General features: G+C 38.8%; 25 protein-coding genes and 1 rRNA gene. 7 read left to right on the top strand and 19 right to left on the bottom strand.

The genetic code is table 11. The features are described 5' to 3' along the window. Positions 1-2: 2 nt before the first annotated feature. Positions 3-977 (top strand): protein translocase subunit SecF, encoded by a 975-nt coding sequence (secF, locus tag B0185_RS08135; RefSeq protein ID WP_005706209.1) that lies wholly within the window; start codon positions 3-5, stop codon positions 975-977. A 166-nt stretch (positions 978-1,143) separates the two neighbouring features. Here secF and typA read toward each other — a convergent pair whose 3' ends face one another. The 14 genes from typA to tusA all read right to left on the bottom strand — a co-directional run bounded on the left by typA (position 1,144) and on the right by tusA (position 16,074). Further along, positions 1,144-2,991 carry a translational GTPase TypA gene (typA, locus tag B0185_RS08130; RefSeq protein WP_005706204.1) on the bottom strand — a complete coding sequence of 616 codons (1,848 nt, stop codon included), beginning with the start codon at positions 2,989-2,991 and terminating at the stop codon, positions 1,144-1,146. 288 nt (positions 2,992-3,279) lie between these two features. Further along, complete coding sequence (locus tag B0185_RS08125) at positions 3,280-4,635, bottom strand: PFL family protein (RefSeq protein WP_005706161.1); 1,356 nt, start codon at positions 4,633-4,635, stop codon at positions 3,280-3,282. Positions 4,636-4,643: 8 nt separating this feature from the next. Further along, a complete protein-coding gene (locus tag B0185_RS08120) occupies positions 4,644-4,916 on the bottom strand; it encodes an ACT domain-containing protein (RefSeq protein WP_005706220.1) in 273 nt (90 codons plus the stop codon). Between the two features lie 96 nt (positions 4,917-5,012). Continuing rightward, positions 5,013-6,368 carry a sodium-dependent transporter gene (locus B0185_RS08115; protein ID WP_005706162.1) on the bottom strand — a complete coding sequence of 452 codons (1,356 nt, stop codon included), beginning with the start codon at positions 6,366-6,368 and terminating at the stop codon, positions 5,013-5,015. A 72-nt stretch (positions 6,369-6,440) separates the two neighbouring features. After that, positions 6,441-7,235: an acyl-ACP--UDP-N-acetylglucosamine O-acyltransferase gene (lpxA, locus tag B0185_RS08110; protein ID WP_005706170.1), complete on the bottom strand. Its 795-nt coding sequence runs from the start codon at positions 7,233-7,235 to the stop codon at positions 6,441-6,443. Positions 7,236-7,260: 25 nt separating this feature from the next. Further along, a complete protein-coding gene (gene fabZ / locus B0185_RS08105) occupies positions 7,261-7,725 on the bottom strand; it encodes a 3-hydroxyacyl-ACP dehydratase FabZ (protein WP_005706196.1) in 465 nt (154 codons plus the stop codon). A gap of 48 nt (positions 7,726-7,773) precedes the next feature. Then, a complete protein-coding gene (lpxD, locus tag B0185_RS08100) occupies positions 7,774-8,799 on the bottom strand; it encodes a UDP-3-O-(3-hydroxymyristoyl)glucosamine N-acyltransferase (protein WP_005706171.1) in 1,026 nt (341 codons plus the stop codon). After that, complete coding sequence (locus tag B0185_RS08095; RefSeq protein WP_005706165.1) at positions 8,799-9,569, bottom strand: OmpH/Skp family outer membrane protein; 771 nt, start codon at positions 9,567-9,569, stop codon at positions 8,799-8,801. Before B0185_RS08095 ends, lpxD begins: the two co-directional genes overlap by 1 nt. A 75-nt stretch (positions 9,570-9,644) precedes the next feature. After that, positions 9,645-12,071 carry an outer membrane protein assembly factor BamA gene (gene bamA / locus B0185_RS08090; RefSeq protein ID WP_005706159.1) on the bottom strand — a complete coding sequence of 809 codons (2,427 nt, stop codon included), beginning with the start codon at positions 12,069-12,071 and terminating at the stop codon, positions 9,645-9,647. Between the two features lie 53 nt (positions 12,072-12,124). Continuing rightward, positions 12,125-13,456 (bottom strand): RIP metalloprotease RseP, encoded by a 1,332-nt coding sequence (gene rseP / locus B0185_RS08085; protein WP_005706178.1) that lies wholly within the window; start codon positions 13,454-13,456, stop codon positions 12,125-12,127. A gap of 12 nt (positions 13,457-13,468) precedes the next feature. Next, the gene (locus B0185_RS08080) at positions 13,469-14,338 is read right to left on the bottom strand and encodes a phosphatidate cytidylyltransferase (RefSeq protein ID WP_005706217.1); all 870 of its coding nucleotides are present in this window, start codon (positions 14,336-14,338) and stop codon (positions 13,469-13,471) included. Positions 14,339-14,363: 25 nt separating this feature from the next. Further along, a complete protein-coding gene (gene uppS / locus B0185_RS08075; RefSeq protein WP_078208108.1) occupies positions 14,364-15,080 on the bottom strand; it encodes a polyprenyl diphosphate synthase in 717 nt (238 codons plus the stop codon). A gap of 91 nt (positions 15,081-15,171) precedes the next feature. Next, a complete protein-coding gene (locus B0185_RS08070) occupies positions 15,172-15,819 on the bottom strand; it encodes a YtjB family periplasmic protein (RefSeq protein ID WP_005706210.1) in 648 nt (215 codons plus the stop codon). 9 nt (positions 15,820-15,828) lie between these two features. Continuing rightward, complete coding sequence (tusA, locus tag B0185_RS08065; RefSeq protein ID WP_005706212.1) at positions 15,829-16,074, bottom strand: sulfurtransferase TusA; 246 nt, start codon at positions 16,072-16,074, stop codon at positions 15,829-15,831. An 82-nt stretch (positions 16,075-16,156) separates the two neighbouring features. On the opposite strand from tusA, the gene B0185_RS08060 reads away from it, so the two are divergent. The 6 genes from B0185_RS08060 to fur all read left to right on the top strand — a co-directional run bounded on the left by B0185_RS08060 (position 16,157) and on the right by fur (position 19,582). Further along, a complete protein-coding gene (locus tag B0185_RS08060; protein WP_005706189.1) occupies positions 16,157-16,627 on the top strand; it encodes an FxsA family protein in 471 nt (156 codons plus the stop codon). Then, positions 16,624-17,328 (top strand): pseudouridine synthase, encoded by a 705-nt coding sequence (locus tag B0185_RS08055; RefSeq protein ID WP_005706218.1) that lies wholly within the window; start codon positions 16,624-16,626, stop codon positions 17,326-17,328. The genes B0185_RS08060 and B0185_RS08055 overlap by 4 nt, the downstream gene beginning before the upstream one ends. A gap of 14 nt (positions 17,329-17,342) precedes the next feature. Next, positions 17,343-18,110, top strand: coding sequence for an NAD(+) diphosphatase (nudC, locus tag B0185_RS08050; protein ID WP_005706187.1), 768 nt, complete (start codon positions 17,343-17,345; stop codon positions 18,108-18,110). 150 nt (positions 18,111-18,260) lie between these two features. Beyond that, positions 18,261-18,554, top strand: coding sequence for a LexA regulated protein (ybfE, locus tag B0185_RS08045; protein WP_005706177.1), 294 nt, complete (start codon positions 18,261-18,263; stop codon positions 18,552-18,554). A gap of 9 nt (positions 18,555-18,563) precedes the next feature. After that, positions 18,564-19,088, top strand: coding sequence for a flavodoxin FldA (fldA, locus tag B0185_RS08040; RefSeq protein WP_005706195.1), 525 nt, complete (start codon positions 18,564-18,566; stop codon positions 19,086-19,088). Positions 19,089-19,135: 47 nt separating this feature from the next. Further along, a complete protein-coding gene (fur, locus tag B0185_RS08035; RefSeq protein ID WP_005706201.1) occupies positions 19,136-19,582 on the top strand; it encodes a ferric iron uptake transcriptional regulator in 447 nt (148 codons plus the stop codon). A 58-nt stretch (positions 19,583-19,640) separates the two neighbouring features. On the opposite strand, the gene B0185_RS08030 is transcribed toward fur, so the two are convergent. The 5 genes from B0185_RS08030 to rrf form a co-directional block, all read right to left on the bottom strand. Continuing rightward, positions 19,641-20,861, bottom strand: coding sequence for a hypothetical protein (locus B0185_RS08030; RefSeq protein ID WP_005706173.1), 1,221 nt, complete (start codon positions 20,859-20,861; stop codon positions 19,641-19,643). A 107-nt stretch (positions 20,862-20,968) separates the two neighbouring features. Further along, complete coding sequence (gene purA, locus B0185_RS08025) at positions 20,969-22,267, bottom strand: adenylosuccinate synthase (RefSeq protein ID WP_005706194.1); 1,299 nt, start codon at positions 22,265-22,267, stop codon at positions 20,969-20,971. Between the two features lie 83 nt (positions 22,268-22,350). Further along, on the bottom strand, positions 22,351-23,238 hold the full coding sequence (gene hflC / locus B0185_RS08020; protein WP_005706219.1) for a protease modulator HflC: 888 nt from the start codon (positions 23,236-23,238) through the stop codon (positions 22,351-22,353). Beyond that, complete coding sequence (gene hflK, locus B0185_RS08015) at positions 23,238-24,416, bottom strand: FtsH protease activity modulator HflK (protein WP_005706166.1); 1,179 nt, start codon at positions 24,414-24,416, stop codon at positions 23,238-23,240. Before hflK ends, hflC begins: the two co-directional genes overlap by 1 nt. Before the next feature lie 191 nt (positions 24,417-24,607). Continuing rightward, positions 24,608-24,689: ribosomal RNA gene (gene rrf / locus B0185_RS10465) — 5S ribosomal RNA — on the bottom strand; the annotation flags it as partial.

The following is a 24,689-nucleotide window of genomic DNA, read 5'->3' as shown; positions in this document are numbered from 1 at the left end:
AAATGGCAATAGTTCAAAAAGAAAAAGACGTATCGGAAATCAAGCTTCCGTATAAGCTCATTCCATTTATGCGTTATCGCTTTATCGGTTTTGGCTTCTCACTCATTGTAACAGCACTTTGTCTTTTCTCCATCGTAACCAAAGGCTTTAACTGGGGCTTAGATTTCACGGGCGGTACTGTGATTGAAACCTCATTTTCACAACCTGCTGATTTGGAAAAAGTAAGAACCTCTTTAGAAAAAGAGGGCTTTAGTAGTGCGTTAGTGCAAACCACGGGTAGCCAAAAAGATATTATGATCCGCTTGCCTGCCTCTGCTGGGGATAAAGATCTAGGCAGTAAAATTATGAATATGGTTCATAAGGATATTGACCCTCAAGCGGTAATTAAAAGCGTAGAATTTGTAGGGCCAAACGTAGGGGAAGAGCTTACTCAAGGAGCCATCTATGCAACATTAGCAACACTTGGAATGCTCTTACTTTACGTAGGAACGCGTTTTGAAATTCGTATGGCATTCGGTGGTATCTTAGCCTTGTTCCACGATGTATTAGTCACCTTGGGAATTTTCTCTTTCCTTCAAATTGAGATCGATCTTACTTTTGTCGCTGCGATTCTCTCCGTTGTTGGCTATTCACTTAACGACTCTATCGTAGTATTCGACCGCGTGCGGGAAAACTTTAGTAAAATCCGCCGTGTAAGCTCGCAAGAGGTGATTGATATTTCATTAAGCCAAACGCTCTCACGTACCTTAATGACGTCTGTAACTACACTCTTTGTGGTAGCAGCCCTCTTCTGGTTCGGTGGTCCAAGTATTCACAGCTTCTCGCTAGCCTTGTTAATCGGTATCGGTTTCGGTACTTACTCTTCAATCTATATCGCAATCGGTGTGGCGTTAGTGCTAGGCTTAGACCGTGAACATATGAATAAACCAGTGGTTGAAAAAGAAGGGGCAAATACTGAGTCTTTTATTGATTACTAAGTTTCAAAGCAAAAACCGCTTGTAAGAGATTACAAGCGGTTTTTTTATATTATTGTTTAGGCTTAGAAAAATACTTTTTAGGCATAATAGACAAAATAAAAGCCCCTGTAATCTAAAGTATTCAGGGGCTAAATTAAGCGGTCAAATTCGACCTAAACTTTGCGAATTAACGCGTACTTGTACTGGTTGTAGTACGGCTTGCACGTTTACGTTCTACTTCGGTAAGAAGTTTTTTACGAATACGTACGGAAGTTGGCGTTACTTCCACTAACTCGTCATCGTCAATAAATTCTAGCGCTTGTTCAAGTGTCATTTTTACTGGCGTCGTCAGTGTTAGGGCATCATCTTTACCTGAAGCACGCATATTGGTGAGTTTTTTACCTTCCAATGGATTTACGGTTAAGTCGTTTGAACGGCTGTGAATACCGATAACTTGACCTTCGTATATTTCTGCACCATGCTCTACCATTAATTTACCACGATCCTGTAATGCATAAAGTGAGTATGCTAATGCTTTACCAGTGCCGTTTGAAATCAATACACCATTGATACGCTGACCAATTTCTCCTGGCTTCACATCATCATAGTGGCTGAAACTTGAGTAAAGTAAGCCAGTACCTGATGTCATTGTCATAAAGTCATTACGGAAACCGATTAAACCACGGCTTGGAATGATGTACTCTAAACGGGTACGACCTTTACCATCTGGCACCATATCACGCACTTCACCTTTACGGATACCTAATGCTTCCATTACCGCACCTTGGTGTTGTTCTTCGATATCGATAGTCACTTGCTCGTATGGCTCTTGCTTGCGACCATCAATCTCTTTGAAGATTACTTTTGGACGAGATACAGCTAATTCATAGCCTTCGCGACGCATATTCTCGATCAATACCGATAAGTGTAATTCGCCACGACCAGACACGCTGAATACATCAGAGTCATCGGTTTCTTCCACGCGTAATGCTACGTTGTGCACTAACTCTTTTTTCAAGCGTTCTAAGATTTGGCGTGAAGTTACATATTTACCTTCTTGACCACAGAATGGCGAGGTATTTACACAGAAGAACATCGTTACCGTTGGTTCATCTACAGTTAATGCGGGCAATGCTTCAACATTGTTGATATCACATAATGTATCAGAAATGTTGAGTTCGCCTAAGCCAGTGATAGCAATAATATCGCCCGCATAAGCTTCTTCCGCTTCGTAACGTTGTAAGCCTAAATGACCTAATACTTGACCAACACGACCATTGCGAGTGTTACCATATGCATCAATGATTGTTACAGGTTGGTTCGGTTTTACCGTACCACGTTTGATACGACCGATACCGATTACACCTAAATATTTGCTGTAATCCAATTGCGAAATTTGCATTTGGAACGGCTCTTCTAAGTGAACATCTGGCGGAGAAACGTGTTCTACAATCGCCTCAAATAAAGGATCCATATTTGGTGCTAAATCTTCGTGCTCTAAGCCTGCAACACCATTTAATGCTGAAGCGTAAATGATTGGGAAGTCTAATTGTTCGTCAGTTGCACCAAGGTTTACGAATAAATCAAATACTTGATCTACAACCCAGTCAGGGCGAGCACCTGGGCGGTCCACTTTATTGATAACTACGATTGGTTTTAAACCGTGTGCAAAGGCTTTTTGAGTTACGAAACGCGTTTGTGGCATCGGACCATCGAACGCATCTACGACTAATAATACTGAATCTACCATTGAAAGCACGCGCTCAACTTCACCACCGAAGTCCGCATGCCCTGGAGTGTCTACGATATTAATGCGGTAATCGTTCCAGTTAATTGCAGTGTTTTTCGCAAGAATGGTAATACCACGTTCTTTCTCAAGATCGTTTGAGTCCATCACGCGCTCTTCAGTATCACCGCGAGAAGTATCTAATGTGCCTGAAAGTTTAAGAAGTTTATCAACGAGGGTAGTTTTACCGTGGTCTACGTGTGCGATAATCGCAATATTACGTAGTTTGTTTGTATCTAATTGTTGCATAAATAAAATGATTTTTGCCTATGAAGGAAAATAAAAAGGTGGGACAAGTCCCACCCTACGGAAATTTGAGGTGCTAAATTATACGCTAAATTACACCTATTGGCTATGAAGTAAGCGGTCTAATTTGGAAAAAGTTCTGTAAATATTTCTTGCTCTCATACCATGGCAATCCTAATGCAGAAATTAAGGAAAAAATAGCAATCACAAGCAGATAAAGAAATAAAAATAATTTCAAAAACATTATTTAAAATTGTTTAGAAAACAAATTTTATCTACTATGCCTAAAATTTAGTTCTTCATCGACTGGACAGGGGCTGGAATACGCCCGCCGCGGTTGACGAACACTTCGCAAGAGCCTTCTTTTACTGGCATAATCGGTGCATAACCAAGCAAGCCGCCGAATTCCACACTTTCGCCTACGGTTTTACCCGTAACAGGAATAATGCGCACTGCGGTAGTTTTACTGTTAATCATCCCAATCGCAGCTTCATCGGCAATAATGCCAGAAATAGTGTGAGCAGGGGTATCACCTGGGACGGCAATCATATCCAAGCCCACCGAGCAAACCGCTGTCATCGCCTCCAATTTATCTAACGTGAGAACGCCTTGTTCTGCGGCGGAAATCATACCTTCATCTTCTGAAACAGGAATAAATGCACCGCTTAAACCACCGACCGCACTCGATGCCATCATTCCGCCTTTTTTCACTGCATCGTTAAGTAATGCAAGGGCAGCAGTTGTGCCATGTGTGCCACATACACTTAACCCCATCGCTTCTAAAATCCGAGCAACTGAGTCACCCACCGCAGGGGTTGGAGCAAGGGAAAGATCCAAAATACCAAATGGAATATTAAGCATTTTAGAAGCTTCTTGCCCAATCAATTCACCTACACGAGTAATTTTAAACGCCGTTTTCTTCACCACTTCCGCCACTTCGGTAAGTGTTGTTACATGGGAATTTTCTAACGCCTCTTTTACTACGCCTGGTCCTGAAACACCAACATTAATCACTGCATCGGCTTCACCCGAACCGTGGAAAGCCCCTGCCATAAAAGGATTATCTTCCACGGCATTACAGAACACTACGATCTTGGCACAACCAAAGCCTTCTGGGGTAATTTCGGCGGTCTGTTTAATCATTTCTCCCGCTAATTTTACTGCGTCCATATTGATGCCCGCACGGGTTGAGCCAATATTGATTGAGCTACACACGATGTCAGTGGTTTTCATTGCTTCAGGAATGGATCGAATCAGTACCTCGTCAGACGGCGACATTCCTTTTTGAACCAATGCGGAGAAACCGCCGATAAACGACACTCCAATCGCTTTCGCTGCACGGTCGAGTGTTTGAGCAATCGAAACGTAAGAGTCCGCTTTGGTTGCCGCAGCAATTTGCGCAATAGGGGTAACAGAAATGCGCTGGTTCACAATCGGCACGCCATATTTAGCAGAAAGAATTTTGGCGGTTTCCACCAAATCTTTACCTACTCGGGTAATTTTATTGAAGATATTTTGGTTCAACTCATCAATATCGCTACTGATGCAGTCGTGCAAATCAATGCCAATAGTAATGGTGCGAACATCAAAATGCTGATTCGATACCATTCGAATCGTTTCTAAAATTTCGTTAGATTGAATGCTCATCTCGCCCCCTAAATGCGGTGCATCGCTTTAAATATTTGCTCATTTTGCAAGCGAATATCTAATTGTAATGCTTTGCTTTTTTCGCTACACAGTGTGGCTAATTCAGGGAAAGAAAGTGAACATTGAGCAGTGTCAACAAGGATAATCATCGTGAAATAATTTTCCATCAGCTGCTGGCTAATGTTAAGAATATTAATGTTATGTTCGGCTAAGATCTTCGCAACATCGTACACAATCCCAACACGATCTTGTCCAATAACGGTAATCACTGAATGGCTCATAGGAGTTCCTTTTTACATAATTAAAAATAAGCGGTATTTTTGCTATTTTTTTACAAAAAAGCTGCCTTAATTATCTAAGACAGCCTTCAAATATTTTTAGAGTGAATTAAAGAAAATTACCAGAATAATGACTGGAATCACAAATCTTACGTAATTAAACCAAAGATTTGTAAATACTTTGCCTGCCCCTAATTCTTCTTTAGCTTCATCTTTTAAAACAAAACCAACAAAAATAGCACTACCTAATGCGGTTAAAATAAAGAGAATATTACCGCTAATGTAGTCAAAAGCATCAAAAATGCTTTTACCTATAATGGTGACGTCTTTCCAAAGATTATCGCCTAATACAGATGGAATATTTCCTAAGATGAAAATAACGGCTAATGTAACTGCAATCGCTTTTTTGCGTCCCATTTTCGTTTTTTCTTGTAAAGCGGTAATAATCACTTCATAAATTGTTAATGATGTTGTTAATGCAGCAACCACTAACAAACCAAAAAAAATAATCGCAAAGAGCGTTCCGCCCCACATATTTGAGAATACGATAGGTAAGCTTTGGAACACAAGGGTTGGACCAGAATTAGGTGGCACGCCAAAGCTAAATAGCGATGGGAAAATCATAAAGCCCGCAAGTACTGCAATGATGGTATTCATAACACCTGTTATGGCGGCAGTTTTTACTAGGTTTTCATTTTTATCTAAGTAGCTTGAAAGTGTAATTAACACACCGAAACCTAGACTTAATGCAAAGAATACTTGACCTAGCACAAAAACAAATAGTTGTGGGGTGATTTTGGAAAAATCTGGCATCAAATAGAATGAAATCCCTTCCATTGCACCAGGCAAGGTTACGTTACGAATCACCATCACAAGCAAGAATAAAAAGAGAATTGGCATTAAATATTTAACGGAACGTTCAATACCATCTACGATCCCTTTCACTAGAATAAAGTAGTTTACGATAACGAAAAGAAACGTGTAGGCAATAATTCCCCACGGATTGTCATGGATATTCTCTTTCAAAAAAGATGAAGTATATTCCACATTAAGTGGCTGAGAAAAATCTAGTTTACCTGTTAAAAGACTGCTGATATATTCTATCACCCAGCCACCAAGCACCATATAATAGGCAAGAATCCCGAAAGCCCCAAGCAAACCAGTGTAACCTAAAATTTTCCAACCTGCGGCAATTTTTTGACCATTTGCGTGACCACTAAATGCATCAATTACATTCACTTTCATCCGACGACCAATGACATTTTCAACTAAGATCATCGGAATACCGATCACAATCATTGCAATACAAAATAAGAAAACATAAGCACCACCGCCATTTTCACCGACTAGATAGGGAAAACGCCACGTTGCACCGAAACCGACAGTTGCACCTGCAACGGTCATTATATAAGCTAATCGGCTCGACCAAGACTGTCGTTCTTCTTGATTAGACATAAAAATAACATCTCCTAAAACAAATCTACCCTGTTCGAGAACAGGGTAAACCTGATAAATACACATTAAAAATTAACGAATAATGCCACGCGTCGAGCGCTTGAAGAAATCAAGATAAACCGCAATCACAGGCTCTTTTAACGCCATTTCTTCTAATTCTGGTAAAATTTCTTCTATTGTTTTGCCTGAAGTGTAAATTAACTTATAAACAGCACGAATTGCGTGCATTGCGGGTTTATCAAAACCTCGGCGCTTCAATCCTTCAAAGTTAATACCAAATGGACGAGCATGGTTACCTTGTGCCATTACATAAGGAGGCACATCTTGGCTAACCATCGAACCACCACCAAGCATCACGTGCGAACCTATCACTGCAAATTGGTGAATCGCCGACATTCCACCCACAATCACAAAATCATCTAACGTCACATGCCCCGCTAGAGTACCATTGTTTGCAATAATACAACGGTTACCAATACGGCAATCGTGAGCAATGTGGCAATTAATCATCAATAAATTATCGCTCCCAATACGCGTTACGCTACCACCTTGTACGGTGCCACGGTGAATAGTCACGCTTTCGCGAATACGATTACGATCACCGATGATCGTTTTAGTCGGCTCGCCTTGATATTTTAAATCTTGGTTAATTTCTCCAATACTCGCAAATTGGAAAATATGGTTGTCTTCACCAATCTCAGTAATACCGTTGATAACCACATGCGAATGAATTTTGGTTCTTGCTCCAATTTTGACATCTTTGCCAATAACTGAAAATGGACCAATCTCAACGTGAGCTCCAATTTGAGCACCTTCTTCTACGATCGCTAATGGGCTGATTTTTGCGGTTGAATCAATTAAACGCATAATAAGCTCCCTTTCCTAATTTGGGTTATTTTCTTGCACACATTAAATCAGCTTCGCAAGCCAATTTGCCATCAACATAGACTCTACCTGTGAATTTTGTGATACCACGTTTTTCTGTTAAAAATTCAACTTCTAAGACAAGCTGATCACCAGGTACTACAGGACGTTTGAAACGTGCGTTATCTACAGCTGCAAAGTAATAAAGTTCATTTTCTTTTAATTTACCATAGCTAGCCACCGCAAGAATACCTGTTGCTTGTGCCATTGCTTCTAGAATTAACACCCCAGGGAATACAGGTCTATCTGGAAAATGACCCGTAAAGCAAGGCTCATTCACGCTAATATTTTTTACAGCACGCAACCATTTTCCTTCTTCATAATCGGTTACGCGATCAACTAAAAGGAACGGATAGCGATGTGGTAACATCCTCATAATTTCCGTGACTTCAATTACTTTTGGCTCTCTATTTTCGTGAGTTTCAATTGTCATTCTTCTAAAGACCTCTATCAATTTTAATTCATTGAATTTATTTTTAAATTACTCAGCTAATTTTTTTTCTAATGCTTTCACGCGCTCATTGATTTTATCAATATTCATTGTTAAAGCTGCCGTTTTACGCCATTGTTTATTTGTTTGAGCAGGAATCCCCGAAGAGTAAATACCTTTCTCAGTAATTGGCTTCATAATCATACTCATCCCTGTGATGATTGCTCCATCACAAATTTCCATATGACCATTTAGTACGCTTGCCCCACCAATTTGACAGAAACGACCTACTTTTAGGCTACCCGCCATAATCACACCACCCGCTACCGCTGTGCCGTAGCCAATATGTACGTTGTGAGCAATTTGGCAAAGGTTGTCGATAATCACGTTATCTTCAATGACGGTTGGATCGAGTGCACCGCGATCGATACAGGTGCAAGCCCCTATTTCAACACGGTTACCAATAATCACACCGCCGGTTTGAGGGATTTTAATCCATTGACCTTTATCGTTCGCATAACCGAAACCATCTGAGCCAATCACGGCAGAAGATTGGATTAAACAATGTTCCCCAATTTTTACTTGATGATAAACTGATACATTCGCCCAAAGTTGAGTGCCTTTACCGATTTGGCTATTTTGCCCCACAAAACAACCCGCTCCAATCACGACATCATCAGCGAGTTCTACACCTGCTTCAATCACAGTATTTGCCCCAACAGAAACATTCTGACCTAATTTTGCTTCAGGCGAAATCACGGCACTAGGGTGAATTTGGTTTGCTGCTTTTGGCGTTAAATCCATATATTGTGCTAATAATGCGTAAGCCAAATAAGGATTTTCCACAATGATTAGGTTCTGATCTTCACGGCAAAATGCCTCATCATCTTCAGTGACAATAATCGCCCCCGCTTGGCAAGCGGCTAAATTTTCGCGATATTTTGCATTAGAAATAAAAGTAATTTGTGAGCTATTTGCCTTGTCTAAAGCTGCAATACTTTGAATAGGTAAATCGGTGTTACCTTTTACAGTACCACCGATATGCTCCGCTAATTCAATTAAACGGAAAGTAGCCATTATTTTTTCACTTCTTCTGGTTTTGTTTGCTCAGTTTTTGTTGCATCTACTTTAGGTGCTTCTGGCAATTTAATTTCTGGATGTTTTGCTTTAATTGCATCTAACACAGCTTCAGTAATATCTTTACTTTCATCTTCCGCATAAAGTGCAATTTGTGGTTGAAGAATTAAGGTATACCCTTTCGCTTTAGCCACTTCTTTAATAGTTGCATTCACTTCATCAATCGCAGTTTTTTGTGCTTCTTGAGGATTTAAACCACCGCTATTTTTATTTGCATCTTCAATTTTTTGTTGGAAAGCATCGGCACGTTTTTGGAAATCTTCTGCTTTTTTCGCAAACTCTTGTTCACGTTTTTGAATTGCAGCCACTTTGTTTTCAAAAGCTTTCGCTTTGCCTTCAATTTTTGCTTGTCGAGCTTGGATCTCTTTAGCACGTAAACGCGGTGCATCTTTTTCTAATTGGGCAACCTCTTTTTTTAATGTCGCTTCAACGGTTGCTTGTTCTTTTTGAAGATTTTTTGCATCAATATTTAATGCATCACGCTCAGCCGTTAGCTTTTTATTTTCTTCTGCTAATTTTTTATCTTCATCAGCAAATTTAGCTTGATTTTCTTTCATAAAGTTTTCAAATTTAATTGAAGCATCAAGGAGAACTGGATGGTTCTGCATCACATAACCAGGATCAACAAAACCGATGGTATCTGCTGCATTCGCTACAGCTGAAGTAGCAAGTAAAGCACTTAATGCACTGATTTTAAATAATTTTTTCATTTTTTATCCTTAATTTAAACGAATGAAAGCGGTCAAATTTGCAAATTATTTTACTAAATCCACCGCTTGTAAGAATTAGAATGTGCTACCTATGTTAAACTGGAATTGCTCAATTTCATCTCTCTCATATTTTTTGATTGGTTTCGCATATGAGAAAGAGAGTGGACCAATTGGAGACATCCATTGGAAGGCAATACCTGCTGAAGCACGATATTTTTTCCAGTCTTTAGCATCTTGAACGCCAAGATCTTTTAATGTGATATTCGTTTTAGTTGCATTATTATAAGCTACAATTTCATTTTGTTTCCATTTAGTGTTCCAAACTGTTGCCATATCTACGAATAATGAAGTTCGAACATTATGCTGGAATTTATCGGCAATAAATGGGGTTGGAGTAATCAATTCAATACTTGCAGATGCAATAGCATTACCACCAATAACGTCATTGCTTGGAGAAACGAAAAGACCACTATTATTAGTATAAATAGCTTTAGGACCTACCGCACCATACGCAAAACCACGAATTGTACCAATACCACCTGCGGTGTACAGTTGATAGAACGGCACTTCTTTACCACCAAAACCGTTGGTATAACCTAAACTTGCACGAGTTGAAAGCACCCATTTATGCTCGCGGTTTAATGGAATATATTTCGAAAAATCTGCATTCAAACGATAGTATTTATTGTCTGAACCAGGAATGGTTACTTTACCACCAATACTTGCACTTGCTCCTTCTGTTGGGAAATAACCACGGTTTAAGCTGTTATAATTCCAACCAAATGAAAAATCGAAATCGTCCGCTTTCATTTTACCGTAACGGCTTGGATCATTTCCCACTAATGGGAAGTTCATTGAGCGAACGTATTTTTCACGTGTAAACTCACGCTGTACATTACTTAAACTATCGTGTGTATAACCTAAACCCGTATAGAATGAGTTATATTCATTTACAGGGAAGCCTAAGTTTACATTCGCCCCATAACTGCGACGTTTATACGAAGAGACATTGTCATTTTTTGAGTTATCATAATCTTCGAAGAAAACATTACCACCTAAACTTACCCCATCTTTTGTGAAGTATGGCTCGGTATAGCCTAAAGCAACACTTGTACCGTAGTCATTACGTGTACCATTTAAGCTAATGGTTGAACCCATACCTAAGAAGTTATCTTGTTTGATACCTGCTTGGTAACTGATACCACTTTCTGTACCGTAACCAATACCAAAGTTGATGCTACCAGTATTACGCTCTTTAATCGCATACACTAAATCCACTTGGTCGGTCGTATTCGGAACAGCTGGCATTTGCATATCAACGCTTTCATAGAAACCTGTTCTTTCTAAACGTGATTTACCAAGCGATGCCGCAGTAGTAGATAACCAAGCACCTTCTTGCTGACGCATTTCTCGACGCAATGTTGAATCAGCGGTCACATTATTGCCTTCAAAGCGAATTTTACGTACATACACACGCGGACCAGCTTCAACAACAAAATTGACTTGAACAGTTTTCGCATCTTCATCAAATTTTGGATAGAGATCGACTTGTGCTGAGCCAAAACCATTCTCACCTAATTTTTGTTTGATTGCTTCCTCAATTTTCAATAGATCAGCTTTGTGGAAAAGATCGCCCGTTTGGTAATCTTTTAACAAGGCGTTGAGTTGATTGCCTAAATTTGCGGTGTTACCAATAATACGCACATCGCTTACTTTATATTGTTCGCCTTCTGATACCTGATAGGTTAAATTCACTTCTTTTTTATCATCAGAAAACTGCACATCCGTACCAGTTAAAGCAAATTTTGCATAACCACGATTCATATAGAAATCACGGATTGTATCTAAATCTTTTGCATACGCTTGAGATTCAAACTTGCTACTTGCAAAAATATTAAACCAAGAAACATCTGGTTGAATATCAAGCTGTTTAGTGAGTTCTTTTGAACTAAATGCCTGATTACCTTCGAAATTGATGTGTTTTACATATGCCACATCACCTTCTTTAATGTCTAATTTAACATTAATTCCACCATTTTCTGCTCGGGTAGTAATCGAATCAATGGTTGCGGTATAACGACCAATAGAGTGATAATGTTCAATCAAACCTTGTTTGAAAGATTCTAATTTTTGTGCATCAAAAACTTCACCTTTCGCAATTAAATTAGCTTTTAAATTTTGCTCTAATGCATCTTTAGGGATTGCACCATTACCCTCAATATCTACGGTATTGATTAAAGGGCGCTCTGCCACTTTAATAACTAACGTATTGCCTTCACGTGCTGCACGCACATCTTGGTAACGATTTTGAATGAAAAGACTTCTTACAACATTCGCCACATCAGCATCTGTTGCTGTTTGACCGACACGAACAGGTAAAGCTGAAATGATCGCTTCGCCCGTTTCAGGCTGTACACCATCAACACGAATATCTTTTACTACAAATGGTGCAGCCATTACACCATTGGCAATTAAAAGAGAAGAAAGCAATAATTTTTTCATTGAAATTATCCTATGAAAGTTTTGTAAAAGAGTCAGCGATTTACACCGCTAGTTTAAAAATGAATAACATCATTGATGAACGCAAATGCCATCAGCGATAACACAAAGAGCATTCCAAGCTGTTGAAAACATAGATGAAATTTCTCTGAAACAGGTTTTCGTTTTATCGCCTCCACCGCTAATAGAAGCAGTTGCCCGCCATCTAAAGGCAGGATAGGAAAGAGATTCATCACACCTAAATTCACACTAATTAATGCCATAAAACTGAGATAATACACCCAACCTATTTCAGCAGTAGCAGCCGCTCCTTTCGCCATCGAAATCGGGCCGCTTATATTGTTCAAAGACAACTCACCAGTGATTAAATTCCCAAGAAACTGGAAAATGCTATGAATAAGAGATCCGACCTTATCCACACTTTTGCCGATTGCCGTGAGCATATCATACTCTATCACCGTCCGATATTTATCACTAATGCCTTCATAAGTCGGAGTAATACCAATGACATAACGATCTTTTTGCTTTTCAGGCATAATTTCCACCGCTTGTTTTTGTTGGTTTGAGCTTTCGATTTCAAGCGTAATTGGCTGCCCTGTTTGCACCGTTTTAACTAAATTTTGCCAATCAAATGGCTGATGATTTACCGCTAAAATTTTATCTTGTGCTTTTAACCCTGCTTTTTCAGCAGATGAATGAGGTAAAACTTGAGCAATCTCAGGTTTAATCACCGTATTTTTAGGACGTATCCCTAAACTGGTTAATGGACTTTCTTTTGTACCATCAACTTTCCAATCCGTTAAATTGAGATAGAAACGTTGCGGATGATCTTCATCAATACTTGAGCCTAAAACTTCTACATGTTCTGCTCCTAGATTATCAATTAACGCAAGACTTACTTCTTCCCAATCTAAAACTGTTTTCTCTGCTACCTGCTTGATCTCAAATTCAACAGGTACATTTGCTTGAGCTGCAATTGAATTAGGTAGCACCTGCCCAACAACAGGTTTAAGCGTAGGAATACCACTAACAAACACCCCCCAATAAGCGATAACCGCCAAAATAAAATTCGCAATAGGCCCAGCACCGATAATAAAGGCACGTTGAAGCAGTGATTTTTTTGATAAAGATTGCGAAATCGGCACATCAATTTTCTGTTTATTGATTTCAGGCTCACCATTCCACATCTGCACATAGCCACCAAGTGGAATCAATGAGAAAGCAAATTCTGTGCCGTGCTTATCTTTTTTTCTAAATAGTACTTTGCCAAAGCCAATCGAAAAACGAATGACTTTGACGCCACAACGGCGAGCCGCCCAGAAATGACCATACTCGTGCACAAACACAAGTATGCAGATTAAAATAAAAAATGAAATAATTGAGCTCATTCTTTACCTAAATTAAAGCACAAAGAAAAACATCGTAGCAAAGAACGGAATCGCCGCAGTTAAGCTATCAACACGGTCTAAAATACCACCGTGCCCAGGGATTAGATTACTACTATCTTTAATACCTGCTTGGCGTTTAAACATACTTTCAGCTAAATCTCCCAATACTGAAATTGCTACTGTTGCAACAGATACAGCAATAAACGGCATCATTTCTAAAGTACGTCCAAAAACATCGTTCGGCGTTGCCTGCAAGAACGCAAATGCAATCACACCCGAAGTAAATAAACCACCTAATGCCCCTTCCCAAGATTTACCTGGCGATACTTTTGGTGCCAGCTTATGTTTGCCTAAAGCTCGACCAAAGAAATAAGCCCCAGAATCAGCCCCCCAAACAAGCAAGAAAGCATAAAGTAATAAATAAGTGCCTTGGTAAGCATCCAAAGTATAATTATTAAAACGGATAGCCAATAAACCAATTAAGAACGGGAAAAGCGTACAAATACCGAATAAAAATTTCGCCACGACTGATTTCGCCCATAATTTTGCAGAGTTGGGATAAGTCACCACTAAAATAAGAGCCGCCAACCACCATACACAAGCAATGAAAAGTGCAATAACGCTTAAATCTGTCATAAAGCGAGCCGCATTAATATAATCTGTATTCGCAACAACCAAAAGCAAAAGAATACAGGTCGTCACACCAGCAACAACTACGCGCGACATTTGGCTTTTGAAACCCACAAATTGAGCCCACTCCCACATACCAAGCACCACTAATGCTGAAAGGGCAATAGTCAATGCCAAGGGAGGCAACCAAAAAATCGCTGCTAACGCTACAATAACCATTACAACCGCAGAAAGTACACGTTCTTTTAGCATTTTTTTATTCCTTTCTTATTCTTTTTTAGCAACCACCAAAACGGCGATTACGTTGCTGATAAGCGATAATCGCTTCGCTAAATACATTATCATCAAAATCTGGCCACAAAACAGGCGTAAAAAAGAGTTCCGCATACGCAATTTGCCAGAGTAAGAAATTACTAATCCGCTGCTCACCACTGGTACGAATAAGTAAATCTACTTGCTGTTGATCTTCAGTGACTAAGGCTTTTTCAAATACCTCTGGCGTAATTTGCTCAATCGCCAACTCACCCAATTTGACTTTCATCGCCATTTTTTGAGCAGCTTGAGTAATATCCCAATACCCACCATAATTCGCTGCAACATTTAAAATCAAACCTGTATTTTGAGAGGTCAGCTCTTCTGAGTCTCTAATTTTCTTCTGTAAACTTTCGCTAAAACGAGATTTATCACCAATCACTTTTAACCGAATATTATTTTTATGGAGCTTTTTTACCTCAGAATTAAGCGCAGTCATAAACAATGTCATTAATGCAGAAACTTCCGTTTCAGGACGGCTCCAATTCTCACTACTAAACGCATAAAGAGTCAGAACCTTGATCCCATATTTTGCAGCAAAACTTACTGCAGATCGCACCGCTTTCACCCCATTTTGGTGACCAAACACCCGCAATTTGCCTTGTTGTTTTGCCCAACGCCCATTACCGTCCATAATAATTGCAACGTGCTGAGGCATATTTTGAGGATCAAAACTCGCCATAATTTCTAATTTACCCATAATCAAAATGGCGATAACTATATCATAGTCTCGCCATTTCTCATAGTTAAACCCATTTATGCTTAATGATTTTTTAACGCCTAAAATTCCGCCTTTTGGAATGAAAGCGTTGTGCTTGCGATTTTAAGTTCGTTGCCTCAGGCTTACGAACTGTTCTCACGTGTGGGGTTTTTCGGCGTAAGTAATAAAAAATCGTGGCAGAAAATAGCACGCCAGTCAGCACTAAAATAATCAACTCGCCATAAAGTTGTTGGAATAATTTATTTACTTTCACCTGCATACCATCTTCATATTGAGCATCAAAAGTTACTCGTAAAAATCCAACTAGTGCTTGTTTAGCAAAAATTGGTTCCACAATTTGCTGGGTATTTTTTTGCTCAATGCGTTCTTTCAATGCTATCGAATGCTTACTCTGAGCAAGCAATTCCCCCGAGGCAGAATAAAGATTCGCATCTAAAACAAACTCTTCTTTTGAGAAACTATCCAAAGCCTCAACCAACTCATCGGTTTTGATATTTTTCATCAACATCAATGAAAACAAGTTCGCTTGCTGTCGCACTAATACGTGAGCAAGGTTAGAAACTTGGCTAATGCTCGCTAATTGCGAGCCCACTTTAAATTGATTCACGCCATTTAAAATCACACTAATAGTTGCTACACAAAAGGCTAGCGTGAAAATAAACACCAGCGTTTTGGTTAATTTTTCGCGAGAAAAATACATAATTAAGCCTTATTTTGCTAAGCCTTTTTTCAGCCAGTAATGGTAAGGAGCAACGCCAGTTTCACTTTTTAGTAGTTGATGCTCCATAAATTCGCAGAAACTCGGAATATCACGCGTGGTGGCGGGGTCGTCCGCAATAATGTGTAAAATTTCGCCCTCGTTCATATGACGTACAGTTTTGCGTGTAAGCATTACTGGTTCTGGGCAACGCAAACCTAGCGTATCTAAGGTTTGATCTGCGGTTAATTCTGTCATATTAGACCTTTTGTATCGACTAAATAATATAAGGCGATTAAAATACACTATTTTCCACCTTCACGCAAAAATAAGGAAGCTTATGCCGTTACTTATCATCTTTTTTGCTTTGATTCTTTATATCTATTGCGAGCTCTCGCTTTTAGTCAGCGTGAGTGCTGCGCTCGGCGTTTTCCCTACTATTTTCTTGCTAATAGCCATTTCTGTGCTTGGCGTTTGGCTAGTGAAACTACGTGGGCTATACGCCATGATTTCAATCCGCCAAGACTTAGCTCAAGGCAAACTCCCAGCTGATGCGGTAATCAACTCCGTGCTCTTTATTATTGCAGGTATTTTGCTCATTATTCCTGGCTTTATTAGCGATATGTTAGCGATTTTATGCGTTCTGCCGTTTACGCGTAAACTGATTAAATTATGGGGCTTGAATATGTTGAAAAAACGCTTTCAATTTGTCAATTTCAGCGCAAATCAGACCGCTTACCAAGCAAAAGATGATACCGTGTTTGATGCTGAATTTGAGCGTCAGCAAGATCCAGATAAGTGGGTTAAATGATGTTTAAAAGAAAGTTATTTAACCGCAACCCCACTTTACAAACAAAAGCCAAAAAACGACCGCTTGTTCCCTCACCAAGTTTTGATGAAACCGTCGTGATGCTTTTCAATAAACCTTATGATGTGCTTTGCCAATTTACCGATGAACAAGGACGACAAACATTGAAGGATTTTATTGATATTCCGAACGTTTACCCCGTTGGTCGTTTAGATCGCGATAGTGAAGGCTTACTCTTACTCACGAATCACGGTGAAATTCAGCACCGTTTGGCTCATCCTAAATTTGAGAAAGAGAAAACCTACTGGGTGCAGGTAGACAATATCCCAACTGCAGAAGCAATCCACCAACTGCAACAAGGCATAGAATTAAAAGATGGGCGAACAAAACCTGCAAAAGCTAAGCTAATTAACACCCCAAATTTTGAGTGGGCAACCGCCCCGAAAATCCGTGAACGAAAAAATATCCCGACTGCGTGGTTAGAACTAAAAATCAGCGAAGGCAAAAATCGTCAAGTCCGCCGAATGACCGCTCACGTAGGATTCCCCACATTACGCTTAATTCGTGTAGGATTAGGAGAATTTAAATTAAATGGATTAGAAACGGGAAAATATAAGATTTTAACGGAGGAAGAAAAGGCGAGGTTGTTTGAACAATTGAAGTTGAATAAATCCTATCTCTTTAGCAAAGAGAGGAACTTTTAAATAAGGAATTTAAAATGAACCAATCATACTGGGCAATCGTGAACCATTTTGAAATTGCTCTCATTAACAATGAATTACCCTTTGGTACGGTGGAAGAGATCGGTACAAGCGGTCGAAAAAGCGTAAAAATTGGCGAATATAAAGGTTTTCCGTTGAATTTAGTGCAAGCAACAGAAGCAGACTTAAGCCGTTGGGATTTCGTATTTTTACGCACACAAATTGCTCGACCGATGGAAGAGACATTTGCAATACACCGTGCGGTGGCGTTAAATCATTTCCTTGAAACACATCAATTTTGTGGAAAATGCGGTACAAAAAATGTGCTATCAGAGAAAGAAATTGCAATGATTTGCCCGAATTGTAACCAGCATTTCTATCCTGTTTTAAGCCCAAGTATTATTGTGGCTGTACGTCGTGGCAAACAGATTTTATTGGCAAATCACCAGCGTCATAAGGGCTCAATTTACACCACCTTAGCAGGCTTTATTGAAGCAGGCGAAACGGCTGAACAAGCGGCTGAACGTGAGGTATTTGAGGAAAGCGGTCTAAAAATTAAAAACATTCGCTATTTTGGTAGTCAACCGTGGTCATTCCCCAATTCGTTAATGTTAGGTTTTTTAGCAGATTATGAAAGCGGAGAAATTCGTTTGCAAGAGGAAGAAATTTCCGATGCGAGATGGTTTGATGCAGATAAGCCTTTACCTGAACTTCCGCCCAAAGGCACGATTGCGTTGCAATTGATTGAAGAAACGTTAAAAATTTGCCAATCAGAAAGCACATAATAATTGGCGAGATAAGCATCAGATTTTGTGGCTTATTCTTTTAAAATACCCGAATAATATGGTATAGTACCGCCTTACTCAGTAGCTTATCATTCTCACTTAGTAAAGTATATAAAGAACAAAGAAGCTAAAGCCCACGGTTGGAACATTATGGCAAAACAGGACGCAGATTGTATCACCCTTGATTTGTTCGCAAGCGTGCCAAAAGTTGGGCGACCACGCACAAATCCTTTAAGTCGAGAACAACAAATTCGCATAAACAAACGCAATCAACTTAAACGCGATCGCTCATCTGGGTTAAGACGCGTGGAGCTAAAATTGCATGCTGATTTAGTGCAACGACTTGAAGATGAAGCGAGCCAACGCAATATCACTCGCGGACAACTGATTGAATATATTTTAAATGATTATGTCGGCAATCTTGCTGATAACGATAACAGGTAGGTAATTAATATGGCAGTAGTAGGTTTATTCTACGGTAGCGATACAGGTAATACAGAAAACATCTCTAAGATGATTCAAAAAGAGATTGGTGCAAATTTAATCGATATTCGTGACATTGCAAAAAGTACGAAAGAAGATATTGAAGCCTATGATTTCTTATTATTCGGTATCCCAACTTGGTATTACGGCGAATCTCAAGCAGACTGGGATGATTTTATGCCAACCTTGAAAGAAATTGATTTTACAGGCAAAGTTATCGGTATTTTCGGTTGCGGTGACCAAGAAGATTACGCGGAATATTTCTGTGATGCAATGGGCACAATCCGTGACATCGTAGAAGAAAATGGTGCAGTCATTGTCGGGCACTGGTCAACAGAAGGCTATAACTTCGAAAGCTCACAAGCAGTCATTGATGATGAAACTTTTGTAGGTTTATGCATTGATGAAGATAGACAGCCTGAATTAACCGAAGGCCGTGTAAAAGCTTGGTGTAAACAGCTTAATGAAGAGATGTGTTTAGACCAATTAGCCTAATAATTGAATATAGAAATAACATTGAATGAGGACAAAAGGTGACAGTGATGTCTGATGAAAATATTAAATTACTGAAAAGTGTTGGTTTAAAAGTCACTGAACCACGCTTAACTATTCTTGCGTTAATGCAAGAAACTCGTGAACAGATGCAACATTTCTCAGCAGAAGATATCTACAAGCTACTGCTTGAAAAAGAATCTGATATTGGTTTAGCGACCGTTTATCGAGTATTAAATCAATTTGAAGAAGCGGGTATTTTGGTTCGTCATAACTTTGATGCCAATAAAGCCGTGTTTGAGTTGAATATCGAACAGGATCACGACCATATTATCTGTATGGATTGCGGTAAAGTGTTTGAATTCAAAGATCCTGATATTGAACGTCGCCAACGCGAAATCAGTGAGAAACACGGTATGAAACTCGCAACTCATAGTTTATATCTTTACGGTAATTGCCAAGATATTAGTCATTGTGAGACGAAAGAGAAGAAATAATCTCTTATATACTTAAAAAGCCAAAGGGAAAAACTCTTTGGCTTTTTTAAAAAATACGTTAAGAAATAAAAATAGGAATATCTGAATAAAAATGCGTTTTTTCTTCTTGGATGAAACCCGTCTTAATCATCATATCCCTTAACTGATACTGAATATTAAATAAATAATCATTTTTTCTTACCTCCTCCTGTCTGGCTGAAATAAAAAGTAAGTCAGCAATATTCTTTTTATCGCAAGAAAAATAACTCGTACTCACAAAACCACCAATTTTATCTGGTTTACAACCAATAAGATAAAGAATTTCGAAAGGTATATTATCTGGTAACATTACTGCTTTTTCGAAACTCTTTTCTAATCTTGAATTCATCTCTTTTTGATGAGGATGACCTTTAATGACCAAAGTAAACCCATCACCGATAAAATATTTTCCGTTAGGATGAATATAATTTAATATTGCATTAAGATGTAAACGATATAATGTCTCTTCTTCCTCTTTTGGTAGAGAGAAAATTGTTGTACCAGTAAATATAAAGGTCTTTTTTTGTTGAAAGATTTTTATTTTATCTTCTAAAGATTGAATATTAATCCCTAATAATTCATTAAAAAAGTCTTTTTCTTCTTGAGTAAATTGGAGATATCTTTCTAAGTCCATAATATGGCAATACTTTATACTATTCTTTAACAAAGATAACTTTTCATTTTTCAAAAGAAAATCATTCAATAAATAATAATGTGATTCAAAAAGTGAATTCCATAAATACCGAGCAATATCTTCATCTAAAAATGAAAGTTTATCCGCATAAAACGATTGACTATCTATATCAATAATCTTTTGTAAGATTTCACTAGAATAGTTTTGTTCTATTTTAGAAAGCGTTACCAACCCTTCTGAACCATCATCATAGAAATTAAGCTTTATATCTAGTACCTTATGCTTAAATTGCCAAATTATATGTAATAAAGGAATGAGCATCTTCCAAGAATGGAATAAATTTATATGGAAGTTAAATCGATACTGACAAAAACTATCCTCAGTCAAAAGCGTAATAAATAATTGCTGAAACGCTGTTTGATCCTCAAAAATAATTGGACAATAACGAATAATTCCTTCTGGATACGATTCAATAATACTTTTAGAAATATTGAAACGTCCTAGTCCAAATAATCTGATTGTTGCAATATCATCTTTATTTTCTGTAAAATGATAAAAATAATTTAAGGTTGGAATTGTTGCATAATCCAGATAAACTTCTACATTTTTTATATATTGTTCCGTCATAGTCGTAAATACAATAGTAACAAGCGGGCATATTTTAAAAGAATTTTGCTAATTCTTAAAATAAAAAACACGGGGAACTCCCCGTGCTTAAAAGTTGCAATAAAAAATTACGCTACAAATGGATCACGTAAGATCATAGTTTCAACCCGATCTGGGCCTGTTGAAAGAATATCTACTGGCACACCAACTAGCTCTTCAATACGTTTGATATAGTTAATTGCTGCTTGTGGTAAATCTTCTAATTTGGTTACGCGGAAAGTATTTTCTAACCATCCTGGTAAAGTTTCATAAATTGGCTCAACACCTTCCCAATCTTTTGCGGCTAATGGTGCATATTCTACGATTTCACCATTTGGCATTTTGTATGCTACACACACTTTTAATTCATCAAAGCCATCTAAAACATCAAGTTTCGTCATACAGAAACCAGAAATTGAGTTGATTTGTACAGCACGACGAACGGCAACCGCATCAAACCAACCACAACGGCGTGGGCGACCTGTTACAGAACCAAATTCATTACCTTTACGAGCAATTTCTGCTCCCGTTTCATCGAATAATTCTGTCGTAAATGGACCACTTCCCACACGTGTGCAGTAAGCTTTAATGATACCTAAAACATAGTCTAAGTGACGTGGACCAAAGCCAGAACCTGTTGCCACACCACCAGCTGTTGTATTTGAACTGGTTACAAATGGATATGTACCATGGTCGATGTCTAACATTGTACCTTGAGCACCTTCAAATAAGATGTTTGCACCGTCTTTACGTGCATCGTGAAGCATTGTCGTCACATCAGCAACCATCCCTTTAATCACATCGGCAATCGCAAACACATCATCTAAAGTTTTTTGGAAATCAACGGGCTCTGCTTTATAGTAATGCACAAGTTGGAAATTGTAGTAATCTAAAATTGATTTTAATTTTTCAGCGAAAAGCTCTTTATTGAACAAATCACTTACGCGTAAACCACGGCGTGCAACTTTATCTTCATAAGCAGGTCCAATACCGCGACCCGTTGTACCAATTTTATTCTTACCTAAAGCACTTTCTCGAGCGTGATCCATTGCAACGTGATATGGTAAAATTAATGGACAAGCTTCTGAAATTTTTAAACGCTCGCGCACATTTACACCACGCGATTCTAATTCGCCCATCTCTTTCATTAACGCTTCTGGCGACAGCACTACGCCATTACCGATTAAACAAATCACATTATCGTGTAAAATACCACTTGGGATTAAGCGAAGGATAGTTTTTTCGCCATTGATAATCAAAGTATGACCAGCATTGTGACCTCCTTGATAACGCACCACATATTTTACACGATCCGTTAATAAATCTACAATTTTACCTTTCCCTTCATCGCCCCACTGAGCGCCGAGAATCGCAACACTTTTACCCATAGGATTTACCTCTTTAGTTGAGTTTATTAAAAGTTTGAATTAAAACGTAAAAAGACCCGATATTTCGGGTCTTATTGATACTATTATTTTGTAGGCGATTTCATAAAGCGTAAGAAATCACTCTCAGGCTTCATAATCATGATATTAGTTTTGCCTTCAGCAAAGCTAGCTTCATACGCTTTTAAACTACGTACGAAAGCATAAAATTCAGGCTCTTGCCCAAGTGCATTCGCATAAATACGAGCTGCCTGTGCATCACCTTCACCTTGTAAGGTTTCAGCCATTTTTTTCGCATTCGCTTCAATTAACACGACTTTTTTATCTACTTCCGCTTTGATAAATTCGGCTTTTTCTTCACCCTGTGAACGGTGTTCGCGGGCTACTGCATCACGTTCTGCACGCATACGTTGATAAATAGAAGATGAAACTTCATTTGGTAAGTTGATCTGTTTAACACGCACATCTACCACCTTGATGCCCAATTTTTCTGCACCATCATCCCCGTAATTTAAGGCTTTTTGAGCTCCCGCCATCAATTCACCACGAGAACCAGAAACAATATCTTTAATGGTACGAGAACCAATTTCCGAACGTAAACGGTCATTGACCTTGCGACGTAATAGATCGGAGGCTTTTTGATAATCTCCACCTGTCGAAGTATAGAATTGACCAAAATCACTGATTTTCCATTTTACATAAGAATCAACGAGTAAATCTTTTTTCTCAACGGTCACGAAACGATCTTCTTTACCATCTAAGGTTTGAATACGAGCATCAAGCACTTTTAAGCTGTCCATAAATGGGACTTTAAAATGCAAGCCTGGCGTGTAAATCACCACTTTTTGCTCCGCATCACGATGGACTTTATTGAATCTCAACATAATACCGCGTCCACCTTCTGGCACAATCGTCATAGACTGGAATAAGACGAATGCTACAACAGCCAGTACAGGCAATAATAATTTACGCATTAGAATCTCCCTCTACGAATTTCTGGTTGTGGTTGCTCTTGTACCGCAATTTTAGGTTTTACAGGTTGTTGAATCACAGGCTCTGCCATAATTGCTTTCGTTGTAGGCTGTGAAGCGGTCAAATTTCCTAACAGTTTTTCCAATGGTAACACATTGATATTTGCACCACCTTCCATCACAATTTTCGGTGTATTCGACATTACTTTTTCCATCGTTTGCAAATATAAACGTTCACGGGTTAGTTGCGGTGCAGATTTATACTCTGGCAATAATTTGCTGAAACGTTCTACCTCACCTTGAGCCTCTAGCACCACTTTTTCTTTATAAGCGGTTGCTTGCTCAATAATACGCTGTGCTTGACCACGTGCAATAGGCTCTTTACCACGAGCATAGGCTTCTGCTTCACGAATTAAACGTTGCTCATCTTCTTGAGCTTTGATCGCATCGTCAAATGCTGCTTTTACCTCTTCAGGTGGACGAGCATATTGGAAATTTACATCGGTAATAAGTAATCCCATATCATAGTTTTTGATAATATCACGCAAGGTGTTCCACGTTTGTTCGCGTACAGTTGCACGACCTGTCGTAAGAATTTCATCCATTTTCATATGCCCGATAACATAGCGTAAAGCACTATCAGTTGCTTGTTTCAAGCTATCATTTGGATTATTCACGCTAAAAAGATATTTCGCAGGATCTTCCACTCGATACTGTACGGTCATTTCAACCTGAACCATATTTTCATCTTGCGTAAGCATTGAACCACTTGTATTGAGTTCCATCACACGTTCAATGTTTACTGGAATAACATCATCAATAAAAGTTGCCTTCCAATTTAAACCAGGTAAAACGACTTGATTAAGCTTACCAAAACGCGTTACAACACCTCGCTCAGCCTCTTGCACAGTATAGAAACCAGAAGCTCCCCAAATAACTGCCGCTAAAGCAATAACGGCAGGAATAAACTTACCAAAAGAAGCAGGCTGAGGATTCCCATTTTGATCTTTCTTACCACCCATTTTACGAAGTAAACTAGAGAATACTTCTTCTAAATCAGGTGGCTGTTGATTATTCTGTTGCTTTGGTTCTTGTGGTTCTGAACCATTATTTTGTTGTTCAGACTTCTTTTGACCCGGTTTACTCCAAGGATCTTGATTGTCTGATAAATAGAATGACATACGGTCTCCATAGATGAATTAGAATATTCTAATCAATAATGTTTAACTTGAAGATTGTACCTATTTGAGCTAGTTTTTACTAGCTTATTTGAGGAGAATTTTCCAAAATTTTAACAATTTACGCCTAGTCCGACAAAAAGCGAAAACCCCGTACCTTACGATACGGGGTTATTCGCTTTCGCTGTAATTCAATCTGGCGATGCCCTACTCTCACATGGGGAAACCCCACACTACCATCGGCATTACGGCATTTTACTTCTGAGTTCGGAATGG

The sequence above is a fragment of the Haemophilus parahaemolyticus genome (genome assembly GCF_002015035.1).
Classification (GTDB): Bacteria; Pseudomonadota; Gammaproteobacteria; order Enterobacterales; family Pasteurellaceae; genus Haemophilus_A; species Haemophilus_A parahaemolyticus.
The sequence above is the reverse complement of the archived record's forward strand: the minus strand, read 5'-3'. Positions and strand labels throughout refer to the sequence as shown.